Here is a 15,791-nt window from a genome sequence, read left to right on the forward strand (position 1 = left end):
GCAATGACATCAAGACGGCCTACGCGGACTTAACTATTCCTTAATTTACCCTGAGTATACTCACAATACTAACAACAAGGCTGGGCATTTCCAGAATGGTTAAATTGTATTCCAAGAAAAGAGTCAACTTTGGCAAGCCCGAAGTAGGCGACTTACCACGGTATGAATTTCACCGCAGTGCAAGACAAGCCATCGAGTTGTCCGCGACCAGTTTCTCTTATCAGGAAGTCAGAGGAGGGATGGTTTACCAGTGGGATAACATTGCGCCTGAAGTGGCACTGGCTATTTTACAGGATGCCGAGAAAAAGGGCATTGCTATTCAACAGGAAGTCATCAAGACACTCGGGGTTAAGCTTTACAATGAATCCATTTTACAGGCCGTAATTGATAGATTGAATGCCAATGCTGATTACGCATTGTTTACCAAAAAACTGGCACTCAGAATCAGCAAGGGGCATTCCAACCAGTTAACCATGGATGTACTCTCTTCTGCAGGAATCAGGACGGAAGGGGAAATGGATCAGATTTTAACGGACATGCTGCTGCAAGAAAAGAAATTAGGTAAAAATTACCCGAATTTTTCCAAAATTAAAAAAACTGACGATTATCAGCAATTGTTAGATTATTTAGCCAGCAATCCGGTGTTTGATAAATTTCTGAGATCGTTCACTGACAGAATAGCTTACGAGTACAATAAAAGCCGTCCAACGGATCAGCAGGTCACGGCGCTTGCCTCACTTAATCGTACAAGCCTGGCTGACTTTTTAAAAGCGGTCAGTTACTCGGTTGAACGCGGTGGGCCTAAAGAGGCTTTAAAAAGAAACACCCTTTACGTTGAGGTTATAAATCAAAGCCTGCAATATACTGTCATGTCGCCCACTGGGGAAAAAATAACCGATACCATCCCCTTAAAAAACCTTGGATTGGATTGGGATGAACAGACCTTTCAGGAACAACTGAACGAACAGTTGCCGGCTATACTGGCGATTACCGCACCACGCGGGCATACCGGCGACCTGGCCCTTCACTCTACCGAAGCATTAAAGATAAAAGGGTACCGTTACTTAGCGGGTGAAGAAATCAATCATGATGTCTTTTTGTCTTACTTACCCGCGATTGATCTGGTCAGGGATGAAAAGTTCAAATTCACGCTCTATCGATGGTTAGAACAACCCGGTAATCTGGATAAGCTGAAGGAGCAACTGGTTCAAGGGGCTTGCCAACGTCTGATGAGTGAAGTGGATAAACACGTCAAGGAAGCTGCATCATCGCCAGAAATCCCTTCCGAATTGAAACAGGAAATTAATCAGGTTGGGCATCTGTTGAAAGAAATGATTCAGTTGGTGGCTTCGTTGGACAATGACCTTAATGCCCTGGATGAGGTACTGGATAAGAAATTAAGCGAGTTGAAAAAACGCCTGTTAATCATCAAAGAATACTACAGTACAACCCCGATTGCGGTACCGGGACTCTCGACGCCGACCACTGCAGGGAATTTTGAACACTTTGTTAAACGGGTTTTATTCCATAGCGCCAGTGAAAAAGTGATGCAGATAGTACCGAACGCCAACATGACGTCCAAAGCCTTACGCCTGGATTTGATGGATGTTGTGCAGGCATTCATTCATGATAGAACGTATATTCTAGCGAGGGACAGTGTCAGTAAAAAAGAACAAAGCCTACTTCAGGATGATGCCGGTGAATTGATAAGTCCTGCCGTAGCCTTAAGAAATGGCTTAAAAGCCAATATAACGACCAGGCTTAAAACCAGCATCCACCATTATCATGCCATTCAGAGTTATCAAAACGATAAGTTAAGTCTGCAACAGGCTCCGCTGAGTTTTAGAGGCGGAAACTTAACCAATTCGTTGGCGGAGACCAAGTCATTTGCTAAAAAAATGACACGCGAAGGGGAATATTCAGCGGATAGCCATTTACTCATTGGGCAGGAAAATAATTTACACAAGCACGAAGTGCGCTCAGGTGCGGCGGCCACGTTAATTGCGGCAACCGGAGTCGACGGGACCCGCTCGGTGACGGATAAATTTACTATTGCCATTGATTTTGGCGGGCAGAAGGACGTCAAAATTCTCTATGTTTTACGAGGTAAACCCGCATTCCATACTCAATCGTTTGTCGATCCTTTCGGTAAAAATAAATTAAGTGAAATTGCTTATACCCACATTACCCCTGATGACTATGTTATGACAGTTATCTACGATAAAAACAACGTCATTCTCGATGTCATTCCTGGCAATTTAAGTGGTGAGATAGAGGGTGTAAGTGATTTTTCTCAAAAAGTATTGGCTGCCTGCCTCGAATTTTACAACCAGAAGCACAATACCGATTTAGACTACAAAGCCCCCTTGAAATTGCCGGAACCTGATGCGCAAACTCACCTGCCTACGGGGCACTTGTACAGGCGTCAGTCTTTCATTGATATACTCCGTGCTCATCAGAAAGACACAGGCAAGCAGTCTGCAGAGCGGATTACCCAGTTAGGCGCCATTCGCATTGAGCGTGTCATTGAAAATGGGCATAAAAAATTAAAGATGCAAACCCTGCAGATCGAAATCAGTCTGGTTTCGTCTCCTGCCTTTAAATTAAAATTCAATCAGGATCCGTTTCCCCGCGGCGTGATCGAACTGGAAAAAGAAAGAGAGACCGCAGTAGCTCATTACAATATGAGACACATTCTGACGCTGAAAGGATTTACCCAATGGACTAAAAAAGAAAGGAAATTGCAGGAAGAGTTTAATCGAATCTTGCAGCCAGAATTCATGGAGGGGGACATCCAGCAGCAATTAGCCCAGGCTGATATGGCTCAGGAGGGATGGCTCACGGATGTTCTGGTGCCGACCATCCACACGGCGTTTTTACTGCATGTGGCGGCGCGCTTGATTACCGATTATCAAATTGATGTCGAAAAGGTCAATGAATGGGCCCAGATGCTGTGTCAGGATCAGGAATTTATCGTCAGTGAGGCGTTCTCTCAATTAAACCAGCAATGGAAGCAGGGGTATGACGTATTCACACCTCATGATACCACGGGTGTCTATCAACAGTGCTTAAGCCGGGCACGTTCAAAAATGACGACCCTTTACCCTCATCTGGAGGAGGGTTCTGATATCTACCGTGAAAAATTTGAGGCCTGCATGGCGATGGAAAGAAATAAAATACGCAAACAGGTTGTCCACCAATTGATGTCGGATTTCCTGGATAAACACATGGACAATCTGGTGGCAAAAGCCAAGCTCGCTAAAAAACCGGTTTATAAACTGGAAGACAATCAGGACTATGTTTTCTTAGGCCCTGCTGCAAGCGGTAAAAGTACTATTTCCCGTCAATATGTTTCTGAAAGTGATAAAGTGAAGTATGTTTCTTTAGCCACCGATGATTACCGTGGAATCTGTAAACCCAATACCAAGGCCTTCGAGCAGAAGGAAACAGACCAGGTCTTTATTCGTACGCAAGACAGCGCCTATTTAGTCGGTGAACTGGTTGAGGCTCGTTTGAAAGCGAAAAAGGAAGAAAGGCCGAATGTCATCGTGGATGGGGTAACCTACAAATCGTTTCATCGTGAACTGGTGGAAAAAAACAGCAATTCCGTCATCGTCTGCGCCTGCCTCGACAATGTGGATGAAGTGGTCAAACGGTGTTATGCCCGCGCAATACAGGAAGATTCCGGATCGGCCGGCACGTGAATACCACCAGCCTGCTTGACATGCACAAAACAGCCAGCATCAATTTAATTGCGTATTGCCCTGAAAATACCGTCATCAAACTTTATAATACCAATATTGCTAAAGGACAAACCCCGCCACTCATTGCGACGCTTAATACGATGAACAATCAAAGAACCTTGACCATCAGTCAATCCAGCGGAGCATTGATGGCGATGGCCTCCTTTTTTAACAAATCGCGTTTAAACAGTGAAGCAAAAAGTACCGATAGCTTATTCATCCGGAAAATGGAGGATCCCTCATTCAAGATTGATTCATTATTCACTACGATGGATGGCGGCTTCAAGATTATTCTCAATGGCGAGCAAAGCAAGCCCTGTATCATTCTTGAAAAGAAAAACGGGGTCATTGTCATGGACATTGTTAATCCCATCGAGATTAAAATTAAGCTGATGGAGAAGGGGCCGGATACATCCTTATTAAATCAGCTAATCTTGTATGGAGAACTCGGAAGCCTTAGAAAGCTCAGGGAAGAATGCCTGCTGCATTCGGATATGGGCAAGGTAGTACTGGATTACCTTGATAAGCGGATAGCCGTTATGTCGCTTCACCAACAGGGCAGCGTGCCTTTTAGAGTAAGTTAGGCCTATCTGGACCTACGGGGTATAATGGCCCGAAAAATGGCATTTTGGAGAGGGAGATGACTTTTCATAAAAAAGAAGTACAACCGTATCAACACAAGATGAATGAATACCTTGCAAGAGTTGCAGAATTTATCGACAATGTCTATAGTGCCATGACGAGTCAGACCATTGACGAAAAGGAAAGGCAGCATCGTTTAGACGTCTTTACGCTGTTATTGCTGAAAGCCACCCATGCCGAGCCTAAGCAATTCAAAAAGGAATTTTGCAGTTATTTTCCGTTGATGGAGAATGATACGACCATTCAGTATATCCATAGCTATTTATGCGAGATTAATGGATTTTGTACAAAAACACTGAGTGATGAGTATGAAAATTACAAACCCATTTTTGATGCAATCACTTTTCCTTTGCCAGAAACCAAGCAGTTAATCAGGGATCAGCTCAGCAAACAATTAAGCGATTTGGTTTTTCAAAAGACAAAAACCCCGCATTTCTCTCTGTCGTTGTCGAAAAATCCAGGAAATTCCTGATGTACCCAGTGAGGACGGCAGGACAACCGTTTTCATCAGAAAGACAACCAGGATGCCATGCCAGCGAGTCGATTTAAGACATTTTCTTTCCTGCTTCAAATGGTTTGAGCGCGGCCTCAATTTGCTTGTAGAGCTCAGGCAGCCATCGAGGCTGAGCAAAATTGGAGGTGGCTGGTTTGTCCTTGCGTAAGTCATTGGGGGCTATAATTACCTTGATATGACTGAGCCCCACGCGTCTTGCCAGCAGGAACAGCTGATCGATGGGGCGATCGCCAATGGCCAGGCAGCCTACAGACATCGATTTGCCATGCAGGAAAATATTATTGCCGAGGCGCCGCCGGCCATCTTTAATGGCCTGAAGACGATCAAAATTGTTAGGATAATCGATCATCATGGATAAATGCATGCTGCTGAATGGGTTAAACGTCACCAGACGGTAAATGCCCTCAGGGATCTGGCCATCCCGTTCTTTTAATTTCGGCCCTAAACGCCCACTGAAGGCTGTTAATGGATAGGTATGAATATAATGCCAGGCCTGATTATCATTTTTTGCCCAGAGTTCAATGCGGCGCTCTTTTTTAAAGGCCAATAATGCCACGTCCTTTGGAGGATAGGCCACCTGAGCTTTGGCAAAAAAGCGTTTTAATTCGGGTTCGGTGCGTAAACCGTAACGAATGATGGCATTGTCAACCGCTTTATCCCAATTCAGCTTGGGAGCCATCGCCAGGGTCATACTGCAAACCAGGTATAAAACAGTAAAGAATAGAATGCGCATAATAATCATAGCATAAAAATGTTCATCATGTTATCAAAATAAGAACAAAATGGAACAATGTAACCACTTTGCAAAATTTAATGCCTCTCTGCCTGCTGCCGGTTTTACCATTAACTGTTGCCTTTCAAGGTATCCTGTTTAAACTTAATTTGCAATTGTGGAGGCAACTGTTTAATCACAAATTGCGGAGCAGCATCCAGGCTACCTTCGGAAGGTACAAAACCATAATGGTTGGGGCACATGTAATTGATTTTTCCTTCCTGGCTGACTTTGTAAAATACATAACGGTAATCGCAATAATCCATCTTTTTAAAGGTGGCTACCTGCAAAATGGGGGTATTGGGCATCCGATCACTTAAAAAGTGAGCATTGACCCAGATGTTAACCAATAATAACAGGGCACCGGTTACAAAGCAGGCAAAAAACAGACTGCTAGCGTAGCGCAAAATTTTTCTGGCGCTGTCTTTAATGGAGGCGGCGACCAGATAAATGGATGAAACGAGTAAAACCAGCAGATTGATTGTGTAAATGGTGGCTTGTTTGTAATCAAAATAGCTGCCAAGAATTTCTCCCCTTGCTGTCTGATAATGCAGAATTGTAGCAATCAGACTTAGCCACAAGGCTGCAAGAAGCGAATTACGGTGTTGAGTCGTTAAACCGATGACTAAAAGCATCAGCGTAAAAAAAGGAAAAATGAACTGCAAATAATCACTAAAGTAGTACATGTGCCCAGCCCTTTGTAATTAAATTGAAGTAGCAACTAGTGTATCGTAACGGGCGGATGTTGTCGTTAGTAAATCCCGGAAATTAACGGCTGTTTTCTGAGATTAATAACTGGCTTGGAAACTTAGGAAGTCATTGGTTACAGCCGGCGACAGGGAGTGTTCATAATAAGGTATCACTGTGAAATTAAAAAGCTCACTTGGTGCGAGTTCCTTGATGAGCAACAACGTGGGTTCGACATCGATAAGCAACTTTTTCGATGGATTCACCGGCAGGGCCACTTCCCGCTGCAGGTATTGGGATAAGGCCATACGAACATAGTAAAGTGCCGGGTGATGGGATGTTTTAGTTTCGGTGGACATCAACTTTTTAGAGAGTGCTTTGGAATGGACGCTGCCAACCCAGATGGGCTGACGGTAGTGTTTTAAATGGTAATTGGAACGCCATAGCCGCAACACAAGGCTGGGACTGCCGTCTTTGGGATCGTAGGTCATGATCAGGACGGGTTTTCTGTTCTGGTATAACTGCGCCATCAAGGGCATTTCTGCATAAGAGGAATGCCCATTTAATCGCTTAAGCAGGGAGCGGTAAAGCGATTCATTTTGTTTACGCCAGCCAAAGGCGCTCAGCGACGATTCTATGCGGCTTACGGTCCCTGCGTACTGCAGGTTAAAGTAGCTGACTGGATGCCCAAGCCGGTTCACGCGATAAATCGGTAGAAGGGGTTTGGATTGATTCCACCAGAGCTGATCTGTGAAAACATATTGCGCGAAATAGGGTTGATGGCCCCGCAGCTCCTGATTGTAATTCATTAAGCCGCTTAAAGCGGAGGCAACGAGTAGCAGGAAGGCTAAACTGGAGGCCAAGTGAGATGAATAGGCAACCGATGCGGGATTACGACGATAAAACAACCAATGCAGCACGCTTAGGCTAAGTCCTGCAAGGTATGCCCCGAGGATGTCGGTAAACCAATGATCACCAAGGTATAAATTAGCAAAACCGGCGACGAGCAAGGCCAGATTAAAAATTAAATTGATCGTGGGTTTGATGCGACTATTGCCATACTGGCCAATGTAATACAGGAGCGCAGAAAAAATGGCTGTGGCATAAGTTAACTGAACAGCTGGGTAAGAGTGGCCCGGCTTCACTTCCAGCAATCCGCTGGGCCGTTGGCTAGGAATAAGCCAATGGGTCAGTAACAGCAATACCGTGGTACTGAACAGCAGGCTTGCAAAGAAAGCCAGCGTGCGCCAGTCGCGGTAATAAGCGGTGATGAAAACAATGGACACCGTCAGGGTGATTAGCGTGAGGGGACTGCATAGCTGGGCTGAGACGATAAAAAAACTGTCGAACGATGCCGTTCTTATGCTTTGTAAAAGCAAATGAACCGGTTGATTGACGCCCGTGACCCAGCCATGATGCAGCGCCAGACTGGTAACCATGCAGAAGCTTAAAAAACAAACAATAAACAACAGAACCAGGCCGGCCGTCGCGTAGTGATTGGTTTCTTCGGCAGGGGTAATGAATTGAAAAAAACGGGCTAAATGGGGATGACAGGCAGACCAGGCCCAAAAATCATGAAGGTGGGTTTTAAGAAAGCGATTTAAACGAATGATCAACCATTTCACCAGCACACTGGCCAGCCAGATAACCCCAAGCACTATCAATACAAAGACAAACAGTTTGGTCGCGCTTTCTGGTGCCAGTTCATTGCTAGCCGCCCCAATCAGAATGCCAGGAAGCACATACAAAATAGACCAGGCAATGGCCGAAATGACATTGGCAATGTAAAAACGCAGATGACTCATGTGCATCATCCCGGCAATAACCGGGATTATCGAGCGTAGTGGGCCTACAAATCGACCAATCAAAACACTTTTGCCGCCATGGCGGGTAAAGAAATCCTTGCCGTAGGTCAACCACTGGGGGTAGCGGCTGAAAGGCCAGATGGTGCCAAGTTTATCGCTGAAGGTGTAACCGAGCATGTAGCTGGCGCTATCGCCAGCCACCGCCCCAAGCATGGCTGCCAGCAGGGTTAAATCAATGCGCATCACTCCAGAGCCCGCGAGGATGCCGATCGCTGTCATGGTCACTGAACCCGGGATGACGCTGCCGATAATGGCTAACGATTCGGTAAATGAAATCAAAAATGTAAAAATCAAAGCCCAGTGCGGATGTGCATGGAGCCAGGCGGTAACCGGTTGAATGTACTCAGCAAATAAAGTCATAGTCCGTGCTTTTCAAATTGCCTGAGAAAAAGGTGTTTAAATTTCTCGGCGGTCTCAGCGACCGTGGGATAAATAGAATAATCGCTTATCTGGGCCATTTCCAATTGGGAAAAACCACAGGGGTTAATGGCCTTAAACGGCGAGAGATCCATCGCGACATTCAAAGCAATCCCATGATAAGTGCAGCCATTTTTAACTCTTAAGCCAATGGATGCAATTTTTTTATTATCGACATACACACCCGGGGCGCCGCATCGGGTTTCCGCTGAAATACCGTATTCCTGCAATACGGCAATAAGTAGTGTTTCAAGGTGGCACACCAGCGAACGGATACCCAGATTACGGCGGCGGATATCCATCAGCACGTAGGCTACCAGTTGCCCAGGGCCATGATAAGTTACCTGGCCGCCGCGGTCCGATTGGACAATGGGAATGGCATTACGGTTAAGGACATGTTCCGCTTTACCAGCCTGTCCCTGGGTATAAACAGGGGGATGCTCCAGCAGCCACAGTTCATCCGCTGTGGCGTCATTGCGCGAAAGCGTAAACTGTTTCATCTGTTGCCATGTTTCAAGATAGGGTTGTTGACCAAGGTAGCGGCTAATGATCATTTAAAGCACCATTTTTATGGAAGGGTGGCTGCTTAATTCCTGATAGAGCGCATCCAGTGAGGCTTGATCAAGCACATACACCGTGGCGGTAATGGACAAATAATTTCCCTCTTTGCTGTCCTTGCACACAATCGCCTGTTCTTGCGTGTCGGGGAAATGGCGGGTGACGATGGTGGTGATTTCCTCGCTGAAATTCAGTGAATTCAAACCAATAATTTTAATCGGAAATTGACAGGGGAACTGCATGAAGGTTTTTTTGTCAGTCATAAGTTTTTCCAGTCAGTTGGTGATAGCGCTCGTGGAGATGCCGCCAGCAGGGGCCGCCTACTCCCTCTCCTATTACTGTCTCATCGATGCGGGTAACAGGATAAAGTTCTTTGGTAGTACTGGTTATCCAGACCTCCCGGGCATTGAGAACGGTTTGCACCGGCAAGGGCTCTTCGCTGAAGGCGAAATCCGTTTTACTGAGTAAGTCCAGGCAGATTTCACGGGTGATGCCAGGCAGGCAATACTGATTGAGGGGCGGTGTTTTGACCTGCCCATTGTGATCAACAATAAACAGATTGCTGGCGCTTCCTTCAGTAACGAAGCCATCGCGGACCAACAGGGCGGTATGACAACCCTGAGACACGGCATCGTCATTCACCAGAATATTGCCAAGCAGCGACGTGGTTTTTATATCGCAGCGTTGCCAGCGGATATCCTCCACCAGTTTTGCCCTCAGGCCTTTCTGTTGCTCTACGAACCCAGGATAAGGCGTGTGAAGGGTAAAGGCAATGACACTCGGGGCAAGCCCGACAGGGATATCGTGCTTACGCACCCCCTGGTTGCCACGGGTAATTTGTAAATAGAGCTGCAGATCGCCGCCGCCATTTTGGCGGATGAGCTCCTGGAAAAGGGCGTGCCAGTCGCAGGGTGGATTGGGAATGCGGGCCTTGGCAAGGCTTGATTCAAGACGCAGCAAGTGTTTTTCCAGCGCAAAAGGTTGGCTGCCATAAACAGGAATGACTTCGTAAACGGCATCCCCAAACAGGAAGCCGCGGTCAAACACCGAAATGCTGGCCTCATGCGCGTGGCAATATTGGCCATTAACATACACTACGCCCGACATGGTGGAATCCTAGCCGAACCAGCGTTTGAACGCCAGGCGAACGGAATCTTTGCTGCGCTTGAAGAAACCGCCGGATTCAACGGAATTTAACGCGTACAGGGGATGCGTATCAATGACCTTGTCGTCAAACTTGATAATCATTTCCCCGATTTTGTCGCCTTTTTTAACCGGGGCAATCAGGGTGGAAGGGACTTTGGTCGTAATACTTAAGCGCTGATACTGACCGTTGGGGATGGTAACAAATTTGTTTTGCAATACCCCGATTGCCAGGGTGTTGTCTTCCCCTTTGTAAACAGGCATTTCCGTAATGCTTTTCCCGGCTTTGTACAATTCGTGGGTTTCAAAGAAACGGAAGCCGTAATTCAACAGGCGCTCGCTGTCGTCAGCCCGCACGGAATCATTCGGCGCGCCAAGCACCACTGACAGCAGACGCATGCTGTCGCGTTTAGCGGAAGCCACGAGGCAGAAACCGGCATCATTGGTGTGACCGGTTTTCAGGCCGTCAACCTGGCTGTCGCGCCATAACAGGCGGTTGCGGTTAGGTTGGCGAATGCCATTGTAGGTATACCATTTTTGCTTATACCAGTGGTAATACTGGGGAAAGTCATTGATCAGGGCACGGCCTAAAATCGCCAGGTCCTTCGCGGTAGTGTACAGACGCTCGTCAGGCAGGCCAGTACTGTCAGTAAAGTGGCTGTCTTTCATGCCCAGATTTTGCGCCTGCTGGTTCATGATGTCCGCAAACCCAGGCTCGCTGCCGCCGAGGTGTTCGGCCATGGCAACACAGGCATCGTTACCGGAATCAACAATGATCCCTTTTAATAAATCTTCAATGGCTACCTGTTGCCCCTCCTTCACAAACATGCGTGAACCGGCCGTTTTCCAGGCATCACGACTAATCCGCACATTGTCAGTCAGGTGGATCTGGCCATTATTTAAGGCATTGGAAATCACATACAGCGTCATCATTTTAGTCAGGCTGGCTGGCGGCAATTTAAGGTCGCTGTTTTTCTCGGCGATAATTTTACCGCTGTCGACATCGATGAGAATAAAGGCCTTGGCATTCACCAGCGGCGGAGAAGGGGTAATTAAAGGTTTACTGTTCACCGGCATGGGCTTTGGCGAGGCGGTGGGCAATACGGAATCAGCGTACGTCACCGGAGACAGCAATGAAAGCAGCAGCATCATGCCTAAATAAAAACGCATTGGTTTCATGTTTATTATTCTCAATATTACAAAATCGCTAATCTTAACATGCCTGTTTAAGCAACCAAAGACCTCTGGAGTATTTTAATCGCGGGCTGCATTGTATATATTAATGCGATTAATAAGAAAAATTAGGTAAGGTCATGCGGTTTTTATGTTTACTTCTGATTCTGGTGTTATGCAGTTGCGCTCAACCCCCGCAGGTTAATCAGCCAGGCAGTCACTCATCAACCCGGTCAAATCCTCCAAAAAAGCCCTTTAGACCCACACAACAGGACGGTGCTCCCAAAGGACCGCTGCCCAAGACGTTTCAGAAAGTTAAACCGGCCAATGAGCCTTTAAGCCGTTACGGTAACCCGGATTCCTATGCCGTCAATGGCAGAAAATACGAAGTGATGCGGTCGGCCACCGGCTATAAAACCCGTGGCATGGCGTCGTGGTATGGCACAAAATTTCATAGCCGCAGGACCTCAAGCGGTGATGATTACGACATGTATGCCATGACCGCTGCCCATAAAACCTTGCCTTTGCCGTCCTATGTCCGTGTTAAGAATTTAAGTAATGGGCGCGAAGCGATTGTAAAAGTGAATGATCGAGGTCCCTTTCATGCCGATCGGGTGATTGATTTATCCTATGCTGCTGCCACCAAATTAGGCCTGTTGCCTAAAGGAACAGCACCGGTGGAAATTGAGGCGCTGACTGTCAAATCACCGGCTGGTCAACATGTGGCTTACTATTATGTTCAGGCGGGGGCTTTCAACTCCCAGGACCTGGCCAATGCTCTGCGCGAGAAGCTCGCTAAACTGACGCCCTCACCCGTCTTTATAGAAAATTATCAGCACCGGTATATCGTCAGAGTCGGGCCGTTTGCGAACAAGGCCATGACCGAAAGCCTGAAAATGCGCCTTGCTGCCAACGGCGTTAATGGATCGTTTTCCCTGTTGCAATAAGCAGCGTGCAGCGGTGATTAATGCTGGACCGCGTCAATGATGACGCGTGTGCCCCGCATGCCATCGCCAGGGACATCAACAAATTCCTCATTGAGCCAGCGCGCATCTTCGGTGAACATCCTGACACAGCCGTGACTGGCGCGATAACCCGGCACGGTTTCGCTGCCATGCAACGCATAACCTCGAAAAAAGTGCATGCAGAAAGGCATTTCCGCACCGCCGTTGTTGCCATCCGCCCGTCTTGGAAAGGCAGTGGAAATGCAATCGATATCCTGTTTGCGGATAATTCGAAACGAACCGGTGGGGGTTGAACACCCGCCGATGACGCCTGAGCAATGATCGGTTCCTGAAGAAATAGGGCCCCACCAGAGTAATTCACCATCCTCATCATAAGCCGCCCAGGCCAGTTTATTCTGACTGACGTAGATGGTTTTTTCGCCATCTGACTCAATGTAGCGCGGAAAAGGAGAGACATCATAGATTGTCAGACGGTCTAAATTTTTGGGAACGGCAATAATCATACCCGGGCGCAGGTTCACATTCATGCGATTGATGCGGCGGACGATGTCTTTGGCTTCAGGATTGGGAAAAAGCCTGCTCCAGCTTTCCCCTGACTTCACCTTGATGCAAAAATAGTCGGGGTTGGTGCAAAGGGTTTCACCAAATCGCGCTTCAGACCAGATTGGTGATGTCCATGCCAGCAGCATTATTGTTATTAGTACAGGTAATCTCTTCATAATGATCACCTCGATTTGTCTGTGCTTTGATGTCACTTAACGGCAAACAGGTTAAAAACTTTACAAAAACTGCTAAAAATCGGGGTTGTCTTTTTTTATCTGTTGCCAGGCCCCATGGATTTCAGCCAGCAACAGATTGCTTTGCGTCAGTAATTCAACGCTGTTATCAATGTTGGCTTTTAACAGAATCTGTTGCACATAGTCATATAATTTGTCGAGATTACTCGCCAGTTCCCCGCCTTTTTCGTGATTAAGACTGGTTTTAAGGCCCTCAATGATGCTGATCGCTTTGCCGATGTGCTCACCTTTTTCACTGATTTGATTGCGCTGAATATTTCCCTGGGCGGTGGCGATGTGCGAGCGTGCCCCCTGCAGGAGTAAATCAATCAGTTGATGCGGCGAAGCCGATTCAATGCGGGTCTGCAACTCAATGGATTTGTATTGATTAACTGCTTCAGTGTATGGATTTTTCATTATGCTTCCCTACGAATTTATTTTTGGTAAGTTAGCCAGTTGCTGCGTTAAAAACGCACTGGTGTCCTGTAATGACGCAAGCAGGACATCCAGACGGGTAAATTGCGCCGTATACCGAGCTCTCAGGCTGGTCATGTGGGTATCCAAACGCAAACGCTGGTTGTCCAGATCCTTTAAATTATCGTTTAATTGCTTGGTTCGGTTGGCCAAATCGCCCTTGTCGCCTAAATAATCGGTCACCAGGTTATTGAGTTGAGCGGCTATGCCGTCACTGACAACGACATTGCCTCGATCCCCTGTACTGCCGCCGATGACTTGAACGGAGAGATTTTTTAATGCCCCGCTGCCCTTGAGCGTCAGGCCATCGCTGGAGGTGGCAGATAAACCGCCAATGGTACCGGCTAAGGTAACCCCGGCGGTAAAGCTGCTGATGTTAACGGCGTAGCTGCCTGCTTTGACATCGGCACCGACTGATTTAATACGGATATTGCTGTCAGAAGCCACGGCAGTTTTAGCAAAAAGATGGCCTATGGCATCATAATGATCATTGACCGCCGCATCAAAATCGGCGGTGTTTAGGGCCAATAAGCCCTTTGCATCGGTTTTAATACCAATGTCTGCCAACGAATTGATTGCGTTGTCGCCGGTGTCAATCGGCTGGCTTAAAATTTTGCTGATGTTTAATTTGAGGTTTCGTGTGCTGGAGTCGCCCTGGAGAAGACCGCCTTTCTTGGTCTCCTTGTTGTATCCGGTCAAATTGTTCAGCGTCGTCATGGCCTCGTTAAACTGTTTGATAAACTCATTCACAAAACCGGTGAGCTGTGACTTGTTGTTTTCAATGGTCAGCGAGTAGGTGGTGCCTAAATCGGCTTTTCTCAAGTCGATTGTCACGCCGGCTAAGGCATCTTTGTATTGATTGGTGCTCTGCGTCAGTGTCAGGCCATTGATTTTAATTTCACTGTCCCGGGCGGCGGCGGTTTCCTGAAGGTTGGTAATGCCGGCCGTTGGATCATAAGCTAATGCGGACAGGCCGGCGCCATTGGTGTTATTGCCGTCGGCGTCATTCACTGAAATTTTCATGGCCAGGTTTTTACCGGTATCCGGGCTGCTTAAGGTCAAGCGTGCCCCCTGTGAATCCTGAACGATCGCGGCTTTAACGCCGGAGCCGTTGGCGTTGATGGCGTCGCGGATAGCCTGCAGGGTGTTTTGACCCGGAGCGATAGTGATAGTGACCGATTGTTTGTCGGGATTGGCCGTAAAAGTGGATAAATCATTGCTGTAAGTACCAAAATCAATGGTGATGCTGCCGTTACCGACCACCGTATTGGCGGAGGCAACGGGAGAAGACGCCAGACTCTGGCGGCTGGCCAAGTAGCGAACTTCGACATCATAGATGCCCGGGACCGCTTCTGTGCTCGCGCTGGCTGAAAACAGGTTGGGATCACTGACTGTACTCTTCATGGCATAAAATTGTTGTAAGTCGCTGAGCTTCACCATCGCTGCTTGCAATTTTGCCAGGCTGCCCTTGATCTGCCCCACGGCAGACAATTTCGTCGTGTAGCTTGCTTCAAGCTTATCGAGACGGGATTTTGCCGGCGTGATGTCGGCAGCAACCAGGGCATCGACAATGGCTTTGATGTCGAGACTGGAACCGCCGGTTGGAGAGATACTGGCCACAATCAATTCCTTATTAAAGAGGTCCCTTCATGAGACGTTACTGTAAAAAATAATTGCAAGAAGGATACCAACTTGCAATTTTCTGATGCTATATCTGGTTATCAACCGAGCCGCTTATCATTTCATCCAAAAGCGAGAGTAACTTAAGGTACTCATCGGGCGGCATTTTTCGTATCACTTCCTCGGATAATTTATCCGTCACTATCGTTTGCAAAAGACCAGTGGCTTCATCCAGGGCTTGCCTTATCTGTACGTTATTGTCGTTATTGATTTTAGCGATAGGAGGGGCATTCACATTCAAGCTGTCTTCGGAGGCTTTTTGTGTGGTGATGTTGTTTGCATCCAGTTTTAAAGGCAGTAAATCATTGGGTCCATCGATAATCATTTATAACTCCTTACCCTCATTATCAGAGGGTAAAACGCACTTCATGCAGGTTGCCCT

Annotated in this window: 15 protein-coding genes; 4 read left to right on the top strand and 11 right to left on the bottom strand. The window is 47.1% G+C overall.

Annotated features, from left to right (window positions below; genetic code table 11):
• The first annotated feature begins 95 nt into the window (after nucleotides 1-95).
• From GH742_RS07660 to GH742_RS07665, 3 genes are read left to right on the top strand one after another with little or no spacing between them, the layout of a single operon-like run.
• Nucleotides 96-3,704, top strand: coding sequence for an ATP-binding protein (locus GH742_RS07660; protein ID WP_239005176.1), 3,609 nt, complete (start codon nucleotides 96-98; stop codon nucleotides 3,702-3,704).
• Nucleotides 3,701-4,327: a hypothetical protein gene (locus GH742_RS15610; protein WP_239005177.1), complete on the top strand. Its 627-nt coding sequence runs from the start codon at nucleotides 3,701-3,703 to the stop codon at nucleotides 4,325-4,327. The genes GH742_RS07660 and GH742_RS15610 overlap by 4 nt, the downstream gene beginning before the upstream one ends.
• A gap of 56 nt (nucleotides 4,328-4,383) precedes the next feature.
• Nucleotides 4,384-4,857, top strand: coding sequence for a hypothetical protein (locus GH742_RS07665; protein ID WP_203454097.1), 474 nt, complete (start codon nucleotides 4,384-4,386; stop codon nucleotides 4,855-4,857).
• 73 nt (nucleotides 4,858-4,930) lie between these two features.
• Here GH742_RS07665 and GH742_RS07670 read toward each other — a convergent pair whose 3' ends face one another.
• The 7 genes from GH742_RS07670 to GH742_RS07700 all read right to left on the bottom strand — a co-directional run bounded on the left by GH742_RS07670 (nucleotide 4,931) and on the right by GH742_RS07700 (nucleotide 11,511).
• Entirely contained in the window at nucleotides 4,931-5,632 is a 702-nt protein-coding gene (locus GH742_RS07670) for a murein L,D-transpeptidase family protein (RefSeq protein ID WP_203454099.1), read from the bottom strand.
• 110 nt (nucleotides 5,633-5,742) lie between these two features.
• Complete coding sequence (locus tag GH742_RS07675; protein ID WP_239005178.1) at nucleotides 5,743-6,357, bottom strand: type I secretion system protein LssZ; 615 nt, start codon at nucleotides 6,355-6,357, stop codon at nucleotides 5,743-5,745.
• Nucleotides 6,358-6,459: 102 nt separating this feature from the next.
• Nucleotides 6,460-8,583 carry a bifunctional DedA family/phosphatase PAP2 family protein gene (locus GH742_RS07680; protein ID WP_203454110.1) on the bottom strand — a complete coding sequence of 708 codons (2,124 nt, stop codon included), beginning with the start codon at nucleotides 8,581-8,583 and terminating at the stop codon, nucleotides 6,460-6,462.
• Entirely contained in the window at nucleotides 8,580-9,191 is a 612-nt protein-coding gene (gene lipB / locus GH742_RS07685) for a lipoyl(octanoyl) transferase LipB (protein WP_203456887.1), read from the bottom strand. The genes GH742_RS07680 and lipB overlap by 4 nt, the downstream gene beginning before the upstream one ends.
• Before the next feature lie 3 nt (nucleotides 9,192-9,194).
• Complete coding sequence (locus GH742_RS07690; RefSeq protein WP_203454112.1) at nucleotides 9,195-9,461, bottom strand: YbeD family protein; 267 nt, start codon at nucleotides 9,459-9,461, stop codon at nucleotides 9,195-9,197.
• On the bottom strand, nucleotides 9,454-10,305 hold the full coding sequence (locus tag GH742_RS07695) for a D-amino acid aminotransferase (RefSeq protein WP_203454114.1): 852 nt from the start codon (nucleotides 10,303-10,305) through the stop codon (nucleotides 9,454-9,456). The genes GH742_RS07690 and GH742_RS07695 overlap by 8 nt, the downstream gene beginning before the upstream one ends.
• A 9-nt stretch (nucleotides 10,306-10,314) precedes the next feature.
• Nucleotides 10,315-11,511, bottom strand: coding sequence for a D-alanyl-D-alanine carboxypeptidase family protein (locus GH742_RS07700; RefSeq protein WP_370569551.1), 1,197 nt, complete (start codon nucleotides 11,509-11,511; stop codon nucleotides 10,315-10,317).
• Nucleotides 11,512-11,654: 143 nt separating this feature from the next.
• Between GH742_RS07700 and GH742_RS07705 the strand changes: the two genes are divergently transcribed.
• Nucleotides 11,655-12,461, top strand: a complete 807-nt coding sequence (locus tag GH742_RS07705; protein WP_203454118.1) for a septal ring lytic transglycosylase RlpA family protein — start codon at nucleotides 11,655-11,657, stop codon at nucleotides 12,459-12,461.
• Nucleotides 12,462-12,478: 17 nt separating this feature from the next.
• On the opposite strand, the gene GH742_RS07710 is transcribed toward GH742_RS07705, so the two are convergent.
• The 4 genes from GH742_RS07710 to GH742_RS07725 all read right to left on the bottom strand — a co-directional run bounded on the left by GH742_RS07710 (nucleotide 12,479) and on the right by GH742_RS07725 (nucleotide 15,734).
• On the bottom strand, nucleotides 12,479-13,168 hold the full coding sequence (locus GH742_RS07710) for a L,D-transpeptidase (protein WP_370569552.1): 690 nt from the start codon (nucleotides 13,166-13,168) through the stop codon (nucleotides 12,479-12,481).
• Nucleotides 13,169-13,270: 102 nt separating this feature from the next.
• Nucleotides 13,271-13,672, bottom strand: a complete 402-nt coding sequence (gene fliS / locus GH742_RS07715) for a flagellar export chaperone FliS (protein WP_203454127.1) — start codon at nucleotides 13,670-13,672, stop codon at nucleotides 13,271-13,273.
• Between the two features lie 9 nt (nucleotides 13,673-13,681).
• Nucleotides 13,682-15,349 (bottom strand): flagellar filament capping protein FliD, encoded by a 1,668-nt coding sequence (gene fliD, locus GH742_RS07720; RefSeq protein ID WP_203454132.1) that lies wholly within the window; start codon nucleotides 15,347-15,349, stop codon nucleotides 13,682-13,684.
• A gap of 88 nt (nucleotides 15,350-15,437) precedes the next feature.
• Nucleotides 15,438-15,734, bottom strand: coding sequence for a flagellar protein FlaG (locus tag GH742_RS07725; RefSeq protein ID WP_203454140.1), 297 nt, complete (start codon nucleotides 15,732-15,734; stop codon nucleotides 15,438-15,440).
• Nucleotides 15,735-15,791: the final 57 nt, after the last annotated feature.

The organism is Legionella sp. MW5194 (assembly GCF_016864235.1).
Taxonomy (GTDB): domain Bacteria; phylum Pseudomonadota; class Gammaproteobacteria; order Legionellales; family Legionellaceae; genus Legionella_C.